Source organism: Vreelandella vilamensis, assembly GCF_031451755.1.
Taxonomy (GTDB): Bacteria; Pseudomonadota; Gammaproteobacteria; order Pseudomonadales; family Halomonadaceae; genus Vreelandella; species Vreelandella vilamensis.
The window spans coordinates 1-15316 of sequence record NZ_JARWAN010000005.1 but is presented as its reverse complement, the minus strand read 5'-3'; the positions used below and the strand labels follow the sequence as shown (position 1 = coordinate 15316).

The 15316-nt window shown below is 51.4% G+C and carries 9 protein-coding genes, 1 tRNA gene and 1 pseudogene; 7 read left to right on the top strand and 4 right to left on the bottom strand.

Annotation, left to right across the window (positions count from 1 at the left end; all coding sequences use genetic code 11):
• Window positions 1-222: 222 nt before the first annotated feature.
• Window positions 223-609: a glycine cleavage system protein GcvH gene (gcvH, locus tag QC823_RS04300; protein ID WP_309655125.1), complete on the top strand. Its 387-nt coding sequence runs from the start codon at window positions 223-225 to the stop codon at window positions 607-609.
• Between the two features lie 158 nt (window positions 610-767).
• Window positions 768-3677: an aminomethyl-transferring glycine dehydrogenase gene (gcvP, locus tag QC823_RS04295; protein WP_309655124.1), complete on the top strand. Its 2910-nt coding sequence runs from the start codon at window positions 768-770 to the stop codon at window positions 3675-3677.
• Here the strand turns inward: gcvP and QC823_RS04290 are convergent.
• A complete protein-coding gene (locus tag QC823_RS04290) occupies window positions 3674-4579 on the bottom strand; it encodes a LysR family transcriptional regulator (protein ID WP_309655285.1) in 906 nt (301 codons plus the stop codon). The two genes, gcvP and QC823_RS04290, sit on opposite strands and share 4 nt — an antisense overlap.
• Before the next feature lie 145 nt (window positions 4580-4724).
• Between QC823_RS04290 and ppnN the strand changes: the two genes are divergently transcribed.
• Together ppnN and QC823_RS04280 are read left to right on the top strand one after the other, a co-directional pair.
• Window positions 4725-6107 (top strand): nucleotide 5'-monophosphate nucleosidase PpnN, encoded by a 1383-nt coding sequence (gene ppnN / locus QC823_RS04285; protein ID WP_309655123.1) that lies wholly within the window; start codon window positions 4725-4727, stop codon window positions 6105-6107.
• A 192-nt stretch (window positions 6108-6299) separates the two neighbouring features.
• Window positions 6300-6376, top strand: a tRNA-Pro gene (locus tag QC823_RS04280).
• Between the two features lie 269 nt (window positions 6377-6645).
• On the opposite strand, the pseudogene QC823_RS04275 reads toward QC823_RS04280, so the two are convergent.
• Window positions 6646-7826: pseudogene (locus QC823_RS04275) on the bottom strand (IS3 family transposase).
• 432 nt (window positions 7827-8258) lie between these two features.
• Between QC823_RS04275 and QC823_RS04270 the strand changes: the two are divergent.
• The 3 genes from QC823_RS04270 (at window position 8259) to QC823_RS04260 (ending at window position 12116) form a co-directional block, all read left to right on the top strand.
• Window positions 8259-10214 carry a methyl-accepting chemotaxis protein gene (locus tag QC823_RS04270; RefSeq protein ID WP_309655122.1) on the top strand — a complete coding sequence of 652 codons (1956 nt, stop codon included), beginning with the start codon at window positions 8259-8261 and terminating at the stop codon, window positions 10212-10214.
• Window positions 10215-10464: 250 nt separating this feature from the next.
• Window positions 10465-10995, top strand: coding sequence for a hypothetical protein (locus QC823_RS04265; RefSeq protein WP_309655121.1), 531 nt, complete (start codon window positions 10465-10467; stop codon window positions 10993-10995).
• Complete coding sequence (locus QC823_RS04260) at window positions 10992-12116, top strand: GGDEF domain-containing protein (protein ID WP_309655120.1); 1125 nt, start codon at window positions 10992-10994, stop codon at window positions 12114-12116. Before QC823_RS04265 ends, QC823_RS04260 begins: the two co-directional genes overlap by 4 nt.
• Window positions 12117-12244: 128 nt before the next feature.
• Here the strand turns inward: QC823_RS04260 and QC823_RS04255 are convergent, their stop codons facing one another.
• Both QC823_RS04255 and QC823_RS16230 read right to left on the bottom strand, forming a co-directional pair.
• Window positions 12245-14365: a sensor domain-containing protein gene (locus QC823_RS04255; RefSeq protein WP_309655119.1), complete on the bottom strand. Its 2121-nt coding sequence runs from the start codon at window positions 14363-14365 to the stop codon at window positions 12245-12247.
• Window positions 14366-14708: 343 nt separating this feature from the next.
• The gene (locus QC823_RS16230) at window positions 14709-15230 is read right to left on the bottom strand and encodes a transposase (RefSeq protein WP_422823579.1); all 522 of its coding nucleotides are present in this window, start codon (window positions 15228-15230) and stop codon (window positions 14709-14711) included.
• Window positions 15231-15316 lie beyond the last annotated feature (86 nt).

The following is a 15316-nucleotide window of genomic DNA, read 5'->3' as shown; positions in this document are numbered from 1 at the left end:
CGACTTTTACATTTTTTAGCAGAAAAACTCACTGCATTACGTCATGTCATCAGTAAGACCAACGCATAAACTAAAACAACTAAAGACATCATCAAAGGGGGAAGAACAAGAAATTTGTTTCGCAAAAGAAAAAAGGTAACATGCGAACAACTTTTGAGCGCCTAGCCTCAGCATGAGATCATAGGCAAAAGAGTCAACCACAGTTCCACACAGGAAATCTTCATGAGCCAAATTCCCGATAATCTCCAATACGCCGAAAGTCACGAATGGGTGCTAGATAACGGCGACGGCACCGTCACCATTGGTATTACGGATCATGCCCAAGAAGCGCTGGGTGATGTCGTCTTCGTCGAACTCCCTGAAGTGGGTCAAACACTCAGCAGAGGCGATGAGTTTGGGGTAATTGAATCGGTCAAAGCCGCCTCTGATCTTTATGCGCCGATTAATGGCGAAGTGATCGAGACAAACGAAGCCCTCGAAGACGCGCCTGAAACGGTCAACGAGGCCCCTTACGAAGGCGGTTGGCTCATGAAAGTGCGCCTTGACGGCACTGTTGAAGGCCTGCTGGACGCCGACGGCTACCAAGCCACGATCGACGCAGAAAGTTAAACCGCTCTTTCCCACCACTGCCGCCTGCTGCCTGTCATCATCGCGCCCGCCAGCAGGCGGTTGTTTTTGATTGGTCTTTGTTTTCGTCTAGAACCGTCTTTGGATTAAGCCCTATGTCTGATCGTCCCATGTCTTCTAGATCAATGCCTTCCAGGTCAATGTCTTCTGCGTCTTCGTCTTTTGCATCCCGCCGCCTGGCCGAACTCGCCGATCATGACGCCTTTCTCAAACGTCACAACGGTCCTGATGACATTGATACTCACGCCATGCTCAGCACACTGGGTGTGGCATCGATGGCGGATCTTATCGAGCAGACGGTCCCGCGCGATATTCGCCTGGGCCGCGAGTTGGCGCTTGATGAGCCACGCAGTGAAGCGGAAGCGTTGGATTACTTAGGCCAATTGGCGCGGCAAAATCGGGTCGCGAAGAGTTTTATCGGCCAGGGCTACTACGGCACTCACATGCCCGCTGTCATTCAACGCAACGTGCTCGAAAATCCCGGTTGGTATACGGCTTATACGCCCTATCAGCCCGAGATTTCCCAAGGCCGCTTGGAAGGCCTGCTTAATTTTCAGCAGGTGGTGATGGATTTAACCGGCATGGAACTGGCCAATGCCTCGTTGCTGGATGAGGCCACCGCTGCTGCCGAAGGCATGGCGCTGTGTAAGCGCGCCAACAAGAAGAACAAATCCAACGCGTTCTTCGTCGCCGACGATGTTTTCCCACAGACGCTGGATGTGCTCAAAACCCGCGCTGAATTTTTCGGTTTTGAACTGGTCATCGCCCCTGCCGAATCCCTCGGCGAACACGAGGTTTTCGGCGCGCTGCTTCAATACCCCGGCGATAGCGGCCAACTGCGCGACCTTGCGCCGTTGCTGAGCATAGCGGCTGAACGTAATGTGATGACTTGCGTCGCGACGGACCTTTTAAGCCTCGTATTACTTAAAGAGCCAGGCGCGCTTGGCGCCGATATCGTCGTGGGAAGCTCGCAGCGGTTTGGCGTGCCGATGGGCTTTGGCGGCCCACACGCAGCATTTTTTGCCACCTCAGATAAGCTCAAGCGCTCGATTCCCGGTCGGATTATCGGCGTTTCCAAAGATAGCCGCGGCGCGACGGCACTGCGCATGGCGATGCAAACCCGCGAGCAGCATATTCGCCGCGAGAAAGCCACTTCCAATATCTGTACCGCGCAAGCGCTGTTGGCCAATATTGCTGGCTTCTACGCGACTTACCATGGTGCTGATGGCCTGCGCACCATAGCTAACCGTGTACAGCGCTTGACCACGATTCTTGCTCACGGCCTCAAACAAGCAGGCGTCGCACTTGCCCACGACACTTGGTTCGACACGCTACGCTTAACCGGCGTGGATAGTGGTAAGATTCACGGTCGCGCCATGACCCACGATGTCAATTTACGCTTCTTCGCCGATGGTGATGTCGGCATTAGCTTGGATGAAACCACTACCGCGCACGATGTTACGCTGTTATTTGACGTGATTCTTGGGGATGAACACGGCCTCTCGGTGACGCGGCTAGATGAAAGCATCGTCGCCGATGGCGCAACCGGAATTCCCCACGTCTGCCAACGGGAAAGCGACTTTCTCACGCACCCGACGTTTAAGCGCTACCGTAGCGAAACCGAAATGCTGCGTTATTTAAAGCGTCTGGAAAACAAAGACCTATCGCTGGCGCATGCCATGATTCCACTGGGCTCATGCACCATGAAGCTAAACGCCACCAGCGAGATGATTCCCGTTTCCTGGCCGGCGTTTGCTCACCTTCATCCGTTTGCACCACGCGATCAGGTGGCAGGTTATCACCAGATGATTGACGAGTTAGCGGCATTTCTGGTCGAGATTACCGGCTATGACCACATCTCGATGCAGCCCAATTCTGGCGCCCAAGGCGAGTACGCCGGCCTCTTGGCCATTCGTCGCTACCAGGCTGCGCAGAATGAAGCGCACCGTGATGTGTGTTTGATTCCAAGCTCCGCTCACGGTACCAACCCCGCCTCTGCCGCCATGCTAGGCATGAAGGTAGTGGTCGTCGAGTGCGATAGCGATGGCAACATCGACTTGAGTGATCTCACCCAGAAAGCCGAGCAGCACCGCGAAACATTGTCGGCAATCATGATCACTTACCCGTCCACCCACGGGGTGTTTGAATCCCATGTGCGCGCGGTATGCGACGTGGTGCACCAGCACAACGGGCAGGTCTATGTGGACGGCGCCAACATGAACGCCCAAGTCGGCATCACGCGCCCCGGTGATTTCGGTGGCGATGTTTCGCACCTCAACCTGCACAAGACTTTCTGTATTCCCCACGGCGGTGGCGGCCCAGGCATGGGACCGATTGGCGTTAAAGCGCATCTCGCCCCGTTTGTAGCCAACCACGCGGTGACCCCAATCGAAGGTGTGCAAGCAACAAGCGGCGCTGTTTCCGCTGCCGCTTTTGGCAGTGCCTCCATCCTGCCGATCTCTTGGGCCTACATCAAAATGATGGGCGCACGCGGCTTACGCGAGGCAACCGAGCTTGCCATTCTCAACGCCAACTACATCGCCAAGCGTTTGGAAGACCGCTACCCGGTGCTCTACAAAGGCGAAAATGGCACCGTGGCTCACGAATGCATTATCGATATTCGCCCGCTGAAAGCCGCTTCTGGTATCAGTGAAGAAGATATCGCCAAGCGTTTGATGGATTACGGCTTTCACGCGCCGACCATGTCTTTCCCAGTGCCAGGAACGCTGATGATTGAGCCAACCGAATCGGAATCACTTTACGAAATCGACCGTTTCTGCGAGGCGATGATTCACATCCGCGACGAGATCGGCAAGGTGGAAAACGGCGAATGGCCACTGGAGAATAACCCGCTGGTCAACGCGCCGCACACCATGGCGGATCTCATAGAGGCAAGTTGGGATCGTCCTTACGAACGCGAGTTAGGCGCCTTCCCCACTGAAGCCGTAAAAGCGGCGAAGTACTGGCCGGCCGTCAACCGCGTGGATAACGTCTTCGGCGACCGGCAGCTCATTTGCTCTTGCCCGACGATTGACGAGTACCGCGATTAATTCGGCGTTTTCTCGTATACCTTTTCATGACCACGCTGCTCACGGAATCCCGTGAGCAGCTTTTCATAACGCTTAGGTAAGGTAGCGCCACGACGGTGCACCAAATAAAGTACTTCATCCACCGCATTGGCCAGATTGAGCTCTTTAACCTGGCGCTGCCAAGGGGACGTTTCCAGCACCAGCCGGGATACAACGGTAAACCCCAGCCCGCGCGCGACCGCATCCAGCACCATGCTCACTTCATTGGTAAAGCCTTGGTGGCGAAAGTGTGCCATAGAGCGAAACGCATCAGGGTAATTCTCTTTCAACAGCGTAGTGGCGTGATTGATACCGTCGTAATAGTTAATAAAACCAATCCCCATCAGATCCGACAGGGTGCTTCCGGCAAAATCCGCCGGCACCACCAAACATAACGGCTCTTTGAGCCAAACCTCACAACTGAGATCGGGGTGTTTCACCGCTTCGGTCACAATACCAATATCGTAACGACCATGGATCAAATCGGTGATGATTTCATGGTTGAAAGCGAAGCTATAGTTGACCGTCAAATTGGGGCGCATTTGCTGCTGACCCAAAATATAGGGGTAAAACATCAACCCCACGCTTCCCGGCGAGGCAATTCGACATTCACCGCTATCCAGCGAGTCATCATCGAGGCCGTGGCGAAACTGCTCATGCTCAGCGAAGAGCTTGAGAGCGTAATCGTAAGCCCGCCGCCCGGCTTCAGTCAGGATAAAGCGCCGCCCTTGCCGCTCTAACAGAGGTTTACCCAGGTAAGTTTCCAGCTTGCGGATGTGCTGGCTCACTCCCGGCTGGGTCATTTCCAGACGTTGCGCGGTGCGGGTAAAACTACCCGTTTCTACCAGCGTGATGTAAGTACGAAAGTAGTGCGCATTAAACATATCGGTGAGCCAAAACGTGACAATGAAAGCACGCAGCATAGTAGCACACTTGCGCCACGCCTCATGCCCTTGCGCTGTATACCGTTAAGCGCCGTGGTAATATTTCATTAGCCCGTGAAACCAGTCTAGGATGGATAGACACACTATGAACCATACTCCCCAGTCGCGCCCGACGCTATCGAGCATCATTTCCCCTGAAGGCAGCCTTGAAGTGCTATCGCAGCACGAAGTAAACCGCCTGCATCGCACCTCTAAGAGCGGTCTACACGAGTTGCTACGCCGCTGTGCACTCGCGGTACTTAACTGCGGCAGCCCCACCGATGACAGCTTGGCGCTAATGGAGGCGTACAAAGATTTCGACATTGAAGTGCTACAGCAAGATCGCGGTATCCGCCTAAAGCTCACCAATGCCCCGGCGGAAGCCTTTGTCGATGGTCACATGATTCGCGGTATCCGCGAGCATCTCTCAGCAGTGATTCGCGATATTGTCTACGTCTACAACGAAATCCAGCAGCACAACCGCTTTGATCTCACCACCGGTGAAGGCACCACCAACGCGGTATTTCATATTCTGCGCAAGGCGGGCACGTTAAAGCCGAGCCGCGACCCAAGCTTGGTGGTGTGCTGGGGTGGGCATTCCATCTCACGCGATGAGTACGAATACACCAAAGACGTGGGTTACCACCTGGGTCTGCGCGATTTAGATATTTGCACCGGCTGCGGCCCCGGCGCAATGAAAGGTCCGATGAAAGGCGCTAACGTTGCTCACGCCAAACAGCGCCGGCGTGAAGGGCGCTATTTAGGCATATCTGAACCGGGGATTATTGCTGCCGAAGCGCCCAACCCAATCGTCAATGAGTTAGTGGTAATGCCGGATATCGAAAAACGCTTGGAAGCGTTTGTTCGTCTAGGCCACGGGATTGTGGTTTTTCCCGGTGGCGTCGGCACAGCAGAAGAGATCCTTTATCTCCTGGGTATTTTGCTTCATCCAAGCAATAGCGACATTCCTTTCCCGCTGATTTTTACTGGCCCGGCAGACTCAGCTGAGTATTTTCAGAAAATTGATGAGTTTTTGGTCTATACCCTTGGCGACACCGTGCGTCAGTACTACACGATCATCACGGGCGACCCCGTGGAAGTTGCGCGCAGGATGCGTCGTGGAGTGGATGACGTCACCGAGTTTCGCCGCACCCATCAAGATGCGTTCTACTACAATTGGCGCTTAACTGTCGCACGAGACTTTCAAGCTCCCTTTGAACCTACCCACGCGGCAATGCGCTCGCTAAAGCTCGATAATGATCAGCCCACCCACGAGCTAGCGGCCAATTTGCGCCGTGCCTTCTCAGGTATTGTTTCCGGTAACGTAAAAGAGCAAGGCATCCTCGCCATTGAAGCCCACGGCCCTTTTGAGCTCAGCGCCGCCCCTGAGTTGATGCGCCGCCTAGATGCCCTGCTCAAGTCGTTTGTTGCTCAAGGACGCATGAAGCTTGACGGTGATACCTACACGCCCTGCTATGTACTGAAGTAAGAGAGTACTGTCACAACAAGGTACTGAAATAAATGCCCTTACGTCGTATATGGATATTAGCGGCAAGCTTAGCATTTACTTGACCATCAAATCCAAGCGCTTGAAAAGAAGCGTAAATGGGCTTTTCATTTGCCCCGCAAACCGCTAGTATACGCACCGTCTTGAGGCAATAACTCGCCACAAGAAAAAAATCGGAGCGTGGCGCAGCTTGGTAGCGCGTTGCAATGGGGTTGCAAAGGTCGCAGGTTCGAATCCTGTCGCTCCGACCAGAATATTTAAGAAAAACCGCCGCTTACGGATCATGCCGAGCGGCGGTTTTTTATTGGACATACTGCTAGGTGACATATAGGTGACACTTAGCAGCAACAAGTATCACCATAGTTCTACTTGTTGCCTTGAACACACGTCAAGGTTACCGTGGTTCTTGATTAGCTACTCAATGCGTCTTCCGAATGATAGCTTTCGCCGTGCTGCTATAACTTTCCCCCTCTTCGATCCATGCCAATACTGATCTTACCCAGCAACAGTGGACACTGGTTTAAGCGATTATTAGGGCTTCGAAGGCCTCTGGGCTAATCATCCCAATAGCACTGTGCCGCCGTTGCGTGTTGTAGTCCAGTTCGATGTACTCAAACACCTGGTGCCTCATATCGTTTCGCGTTTTAAATTGCTCCCCATGGATCGCTTCAACTTTGAGACTGTGGAAGAAGCTTTCGGCACAGGCATTATCATAGCAGTTGCCTTTGGCGCTCATGCTGCACTTAAGCTCATGCCGGGTAAGCAGCGATTGGTAAAGCGTGGAACAGTACTGACTACCTCGGACGCCGAGTGGACTATCACGCCTTTAGGCACTTTGCGTTTCCATAACGCCATCTGTAGCGCGTCACAGACAAGATCGGCCGTCATACGCTCGCTCATTGCCCAACCGACCACTTTACGAGAGTAAAGATCAATGAGCACGGCTAGGTAAAGCCAGCCTTCGTACGTCGCTAAATAAGTGATATCACCGGCCCACTTATGGTTAAGGGCTGATACCGTGAAGTTTTGCTCTAGTAGATTCGACGCCACTGGCAGCGAACGCCGAGGGTTCGTGGTGGCCTTGAACTTACGGGCTGCTTTAGCGCGCAAGCCTTGACGCTGTAAGCTGGCAGCCACCGTCTTACGGCTGATTGGCATCCCATCATCTTGCAGCCTAGGGTTAATCTCGGGGCGCCTGAGCGGCCTTTACGCTGGTGATAAGCCTCAGCCACACGCTGATCGAGAATGGCTTGCTGGCTGCGTTTTAGGGTTGGTACTCCTTTGCGCTGCCGCCAAGCGTAGTAGCCGCTTCGAGCGACCCCAACAACATGGCACATACGTTGAACACTGAAAGCCTGACGATAACGATGGATAAAGGCGTACTTCACTTCAGGCTCTTCGCAAAGTTCGGGGCCGCCATCGGACCGCGGCCTTTTTTGTGATGGCCAGCTCTTCATTTGCTTCGGCTAATTGGCGCTTCAAGCGGGCGTTTTCTTCTGCTAACGCCCGCTCTCGTTCAGACTTGTCTAGCTGCAGCTGTGCTTTAGAGCGCCACTGATAGAGCTGACTGGCGTGTACTCCCAGCTCACGAGCCGCTGCTGCAACGCCAATGCGATCAGCCAGCGCTAGCGCTTCTTGACGGTAGGCATCTGAGTAACGGGTATAGGATTTTTTCTTCATGGATGTCGTCGATCTTGCCATGGTTCACCTCATCGTAGCGCATTAACATTCTTGAGGTGTCCACTGTTACTGGGCAAGATCAGTCCTCCTAAAAGACCTTTGCTAGGTCAATGTGAGTGAAAACACTCCGCCCGATTTTGTCCCAGCAGTCCAAACGCTGCCGAGCTGTCGTCTGATTCATAGGCATGCGCCTAGACTATATAAATTTAGTCTAGGTGTATATTTAGACCATCAGCACGTCGATGGCAGTGCGCAGCGAGAACAAGTCGTGCCATTTTCCTTGAATTTCTGCTTGACTCGTTTCAGGGCCTTGTCGACGTTGATATCGCTGATGGCCATGCTATTTAATGAGGTAATTGCCAAAAGGTACTACTATTATAGAAATAAAAGATTGGCGAGGGTAGCCTGGAACCTGCTGAACAATGACGATAAATGAAAAACATGGGAGATCACATGCAATATCTGTTTGGGCTCAAGATTCGTACAAAAATAGCATTACTTATCGTCATATCGGTTTTCCTGGCTTTGGTGGGGACGGGTGGCTATCTTTATTTCTCGCAAAGTAAAACACTGGAAAGCAACATAGCGCATCTGTTGCGCTCTGTCGGCACAACAACCGCCAACTCGATGGATAGTTTTCTCATGGCACGTGGCCCGGAACTCGACCTGGTGTCAGGTTCGAGCACCCTGAGAGCAACGCCTAATGAAGCCGCATACGGTCTATCACGTTATCTGGATACCTTTACCGATTTCGATTCGCTCACTTTTACAGATCCGAACGGTGATATCGTCGCCAGCCAAGGAGATTTCATTGCAAGTCGGGGCGAGGAAACACTGCAAGATGGCGTTGATCGATGGTACCCAGAAGCCGTTGAGGGGCAGCGCTTATTGGGCGTTATAGCTGAACCGGGGAATTTTTCCCGTTATCTGGTGTACATTACGCCCGTCATTCACGAAGGACGTAACTACGGTTGGTTATTTGGTCAAATCGATAACGAAACACTGGTTAAACAGGCAACATCCGTTGAAATAGGGCAAACCGGTCGTGCCAGCTTATTTAACGCGCAGGGGCGGCTAATCGGCCATCAAGATAAGTCGCGCTACGGCGATGACATGTCCGATTATTCCATCATGCAGGCGCCACTTGAGCGTGACGTAGGCAACACCGGAGAGACCTTTACTAGCAGTGATGGCCGTGAAAAATGGGGGCTGACGTTACTGTTTCCCAAGACCCTGGAAAAATACGGGGTCAAGATGGGGCTTATCGTCGATCAGACAACCGATGAAATGTACGCACCGATCTATCAGATCCGTAACAGCACCTTTATGGCGATCATTCTTTGTCTACTGCTATTTGCACCTGCTGGGATGTATATTGCCAATCGTATTATCAGCCGCCCTTTAAAACAGGTTAGCGATTCAATGAAGGCGATCGCTTCCGGTGCTGGCGATTTACGTCAGCGCCTACCTGATAATAGAAAAGATGAACTCGGCGAACTCTGCCGTCATTTCAATGCGTTTGCTAGCCGGATGCAGCAGATATTAATTAAAGTGCGTGATAGTGCTCATGCCGTGAGCCAAGAGGCCGACCAAATCTCCGGAGATAGCGAGCGATTGGCCTCCAGCAGTGAACAAACGGCTGCCAACCTGCAACAGACGTCGTCTTCAACGGAAGAAATTTCTTCAACTGCCCTGCAATCCACTGAGTCTTCTGAACAAGCGAACAAACTGGCACAGAGTGCGGCCAACGTCGCCAGCGAAGGGCGTGAGTCGATGCAGAACGTGGAAGCGACCATGGACGAACTCAACGCATCGTCGCAAAAAATAAGTGAAATCATCAAAATAATTGACGGCATTGCTTTTCAAACCAACATACTCGCGTTGAACGCCTCTGTTGAAGCGGCGCGTGCCGGTGAACATGGCCGCGGATTTGCGGTGGTTGCTGAAGAAGTGCGAAATTTGGCGAGCCGTTCCAGTAATGCGGCGCACGATATCCACGATTTGATTAACACCTCGGTCAAAGGCACTCAGGCAGGCAGCAAGCTGGTTCACGAATCCAGCAAAACGATGGATGAAATTTATCAGAGCATCACGAAGGTAAGCGACGTCATTGGGGAAATAACCGCCAGCATTCGAGAGCAAAGCACGGGAATCTCACAGATCAATACGGCGGTGAATGAACTTGATACCGTCACTCAAGAAAACGCCTCAATGGTGCAACATTTCTCGCATATTGCCGGCAACATGTTAAACCACGCCAACGCTTTACAGTCGATTGTTGATACGTTTGAACTTGATGAAGGCCAGGCTTCTTTACCTGAGCAGAAAAGCGCGGAGCCCTTACGTCGGCCCCAGACGGGCAAACAAACGGTGCAAGAGAAGGAACAGGATGAGTGGGCGTCATTTTAATCACTTTTCATGATAAAAGACGCAAGCAGCATGACCCACAAGGGCAGCTGTTAGGTCAATGCCTTGCTACACTTGTGACAGTTGAGGTTGCGGAAATTAACGCAGCCTCATCAAGCACACCAGCAGAGGAAACAGGACGAGAATAAACCGCTACTTAGGCTTTTTGAATGCAAAATATATAGATTATAGTTTATCCTGAAAATGGTATATCAGGGATATTATGTATATTTTTCAATGGGTTACCTAACTTATGGGTTATTTTTCATCGTTTGTCTTACAACGCTATAGATGGTGGATACTCGCAGTTTCACTGAATTGCTTTGCTATAACATTACAGGCAGCTGAGCCCGTTCCACGTACTTTTGTTCCTTCTCAAGATGAGTCTCCCGTATTGACGGTGAATACTCAGAATGGACGTCATCTTATTAGCCGTGCTGAAATCGAATCTCTACCACTTTATTCCATAACTTTGCAACACTTTGAAGGTCCACAAGGAAGTTTTACAGGTGTATGGCTTAAAGATTTTCTGTCTTCTCACGATGTTAATGAAACGGCAACGCTGCGTTTCATTGCTCATGATGATTATAGCGTTTTTATAAATTCAGAAGATCGTCGTCAACGGGATTACCTTCTCGTTACCCGGCTCGATGGAGAAGCTCTAACGCTGGCGGATTTTGGCCCTACTATGCTGATTGTTCCGGCTGAAGCAGAGGCTGTTGAAGCAGGGACCGCCAGTATGACCCACTGGGTCTGGTCGATTCGGGATATCTTCGTCCAATGAAGTTAGGGGCCATCAAGTCAATAGGTTGGCGGCTAGGGTTAGGTGTTGCTCTTCTGGCAGGTACCTGTGCCATCGTCGTTGCGTTGTATGCCTTTCAGGCTCGCCAGTATATGGGCTCTAATTACACCTCACTGGTAGCTGACGTTGTGCGTCCGCAACTGCATACGGTTATGTTTCGACATGCCTTGGAGGATTTGCGCAAACGTTCTACAGATCCTGATGTTGTCAGTCGCTTGGAGAATTTTCTATGGCGGGTATCCCAGCACATTGATGGAATCAGTTTCGCTCTGCAGGCAAGTCGGCTTTCCGAATCAGATTATCATGCCTCTCTGGTACGGTTGCAGGATGTTAAGATGCGTCTGTCTGAGATGCGGCAGCAGTTTGATGAAGTTATCGCAGGCGCCTCGCCCGAAAAGTTTCTGCATCAGGGCCAAATGATCGAGAACGACTTGGCTATGACTTATAGCGCCCTCAGTGATCTGGTGCATTCAGAAGCAGCGAAGCAGCGTATTGTCATGGAGCGCCTAGGGCGCACCATAGCAGTACTGGTTTTTATGATCTTGCTATTAGTAGTGGGACTTTTGATATCGCTGTTTAGGCTTAAGCGCGAGCACCATAAGGTGATGCAACTCAGTCAACGTGATGAGCTGACAAAATTAGGCAATCGTCGCTATTTAATGAGCTTTGCAGAAAGCTTTTGTAAACAAAGCCAGCGCAGTGGTCGTCCGCTGAGCTTAATTCTTATGGATATTGACCATTTCAAATATGTGAATGACACCTTTGGCCATCCTGCTGGTGATCAAATACTCCAGATATTTGCGAAAGCGCTAACAGATACAGCTCGCGAAGTAGACGTGTTGGCTCGAATCGGAGGTGAGGAGTTCTGTGTGTTCATGCCGGATACAGATGTGGATGGTGCCATGAAGCTAGCAGAACGGCTGCGGCAAAAAGTGAGTGATCTGACACAACAACAATTAGGCGTTGCCACCTCCGTTACGGTGAGTTTAGGAGTAGCAACGGCATACCAAAACGACGCTATTTTTAAACATATGTATGCGCGTGCAGATAAAGCCCTATACCAAGCGAAAACGCACGGGCGCAATCGCGTAGAAGTCGGTTAAGGGAAATCGGCATAAATCATCCTGCTGTTATAGGTATAGGCTTTTCAAAAGCTGCTCATATTTTCTGGGGTCTGTTTCACGTTACCGCTTTTTTTACATCACTCTGCGGTTGTAGCGTCATCTGTTGTTCACAGTGATCTTTGATTATGTGCTTGTCTTGGTTTTACCCATTTCTCCATCCAGTGTTTAACGTCAGAAGGACGGTCATACAAGTAACCTTGTAAGACGGTATCGGGAAATGAATCGAAGTACTCGGCTTGTTCGGGCGTTTCAACCCCTTCGGCCACCGTGCGGAGGTGTAAATGGTGAGCGGCTGACAAGATGATGGTTACCAGCGCGGCATCTGCTTCATCATCGGGGAGGCCATTGACAAACGACTGATCGATTTTCAACTCAGTAACCGGTAGATGTTTCAGGTAAGTCAGCGATGAGTAACCGGTACCAAAATCGTCGATCGAAATACCAACGCCTAAAGCCCGCAATGCCTCTAGCCGCTCACGGGCGAACACTGGGTCATCGAGGAACACACTTTCAGTGATTTCAAGAATCAACCCGGAAGGGATGACTCGGGTCTCTTTAAGTAAGCGCTCAACCTCATCGACAAACACCGTACGTTGTACCTGAATCGCACTAACGTTGACACTAATGGTCAAGCTAGGGTCGCACGCTTGTAGTGAGGCCAGTGCCGCAAGCGCCTGTTTCAGCACCCAGTGCCCGATTTGTACGATCTCACCACTGTCTTCTGCCAGGGGGATGAAGCGGCCGGGTGAAATCTCGCCCAGTGTACTGTGCCGCCAGCGTAGTAACGCCTCAGCACCTGCCAGCGTAACGCCCCGATGAACCTGAGCTTGTAGGGCAAGGTACATTTCGCCACGCTCAATAGCTCCACTGAGATCTTTCTGCAGTTGTAGTGTTTCCTGTTCCTTGATAGAGACGTCCGCGTCAAAAAATACGATCTGCCCTCCGCCATTGGCCTTAGCGGAATGAAGAGCGGCGTCTGCCATGCGCATGACATCACCAGGCCGACATGGACCGCCATCGGATTGGCAGTGCTGATCAAAGAAAGCCATGCCGATCGAAGCGTCGACTTCGCGAACCCCTCCATCTATCACCCACCCTTTGCGCAACTCTCGCTGGATACCTCCCAGCCATCGCGACTCCTGATAACTAGCCGATCGGTCTTCCAACGCCGGCAGCACCGCAAACTCGTCCGGCCCGAGACGCGCTATTAGCGCATCTTTGGGCGCGCTGATGACCAGGCTCTGCGCCATATGCTGCAACAGGCGGTCTCCCGACTCGTGACCATGCCGGGCATTGAATCCGGCAAAACGGTCAATATTAATCAGCGCAAGCGATTGACGGGTGTCCTGTGGTTTGAGGTGCCGCAGGCGCTCTTCCAGTGCTTCAAAAAAGGCAAAGCGGTTGGCTAGACCGGTCAGTGCATCAAAGCGTTCCAGTGACCGCAACTGTCTGGTCAGCTGTTCGCGCTCGGTGATATCTTCTTTAACACTCAGGAAACAAATAATCTCATTATTCTCATCGACGACCGGATTAATGAAAACCCACTCCACGTACTCCGAGCCATCCTTACGCTGGTTAACTAGCCGACCCTGCCAGTGCTTACCTGCACTAATCGTGGCCCACAGATCCATATAGACGGCTTTGTCCGTCGAACCCGATTGAAAAATGCTTGGATTGGCTCCAAGAAGCTCCTCGCGCGTATAGCCAGAGTTATTCACGCAAGCATCATTGACAAATTCGATGTTGCCATCGCGGTCGGTGATAACGATGCACGATTGGCTTTGCTGGATGGCCATATTGAGCTTGTGTGCTTCCAATTGGACCCGGTGGGTTTCTGTTGTATCGGAGACCGTGGTCACTTTGTAGCGGCGCCCGTCGGCCAGAACGACGCGATCGGCTGTTACCATCACCTGTTTGGTTTGCCCGGTTTTATCAATGACTTCCCATTCGCCCGGGCTTTCGCTACCGCCGGCCAAAAATGCATCGTGAAGTTCGCCGGCACGTTTACGCATGTTGGGTGGCAACATTTTGGTAAACGACTGTCCAATCAACTCGTCGGCTGAATAGCCATAAGCACGGCAGTAAGAAGGGTTACACATGACAAAGCGATGGTTTTCATTGGTCACGCAAATACCGACATCAGCGGAGCTAAACAACGCCTCGAAGAACTCCAGCTTGTTGGCTGTTGAGAAAGACGTTTCGCTTCTATCTGCACTACAGTTTGTCATTTTCTTTGAGGGCCTTATAGAACGACTGAACAATATTACCCGCGCTCAGGTACGCCTGTTTGACGCACGTTTAAAACGATGGCTACGCTGACAAATTAGGTAAGTCCTCACATTACAATTGGAAACTATCCATAGCTCATTATGATGTCAATAAAACATCAGGAGCTCCTTTTGAGTATTCGTAAGCAAACGCGTAATCAGTTAAGTAATTGTAATTTTGAATGCATGAAACGTAATCGTGTGGATGTTCAGTTCGCGTCCTGCATTATTAAATGGCGGGTATAGTCGCCACCAGCTCGGACTAAGCAAGAGGGGTTTTATGCCTGAGAAGGTGTTTACAAATTTAAGTGGTGCTGGTTAATCGCTTCAACAGTTGCCTACCTGATGCGAGCCAAACCCATGCCTCAGATACATCAGTGAAGCGATCATGGTGCATGATCAGCCGCCGAGACTTTTCTATCCAAGAAAAGGTTCTCTCGACTACCCACCGCTTGGCTTGAACTACAAAACCATGCATATTCGTAGGTTGGGTGAAGAGGTCTTTTTGCTCAGGAAGACACCAGCTCCCTACTTTTCCACTCCGAGGACGTCTAATGATATCGACGGAAATTCCGTCTTGTTGATTTATGGTTTGGGCGCATTGACCAGCGTAACCACTATTTGCAAAAAACTTTGATATTGAAGGGTATTTAGCGACTGCGCTCGCCATTACTGGGTGCGCTCCATGGGGATCCGGGATGCTGGCGGCCGTGACACTAATCGCTAGAACAAGTCCTAGCGTGTCAACCAAGATATGTCGTTTTCGGCCTTTACCTTCTTTCCTGCATCGTACCCGCTCTCGGTGATTTTCAACCCAGTTGTCCAAATGGCTGCGCTTAAGCAGCCCGTTTATTACGCTCGATTTCGTGCATTTTTACCGGGTTGAGCGACACTGAAGCGGTGACTTCCCAG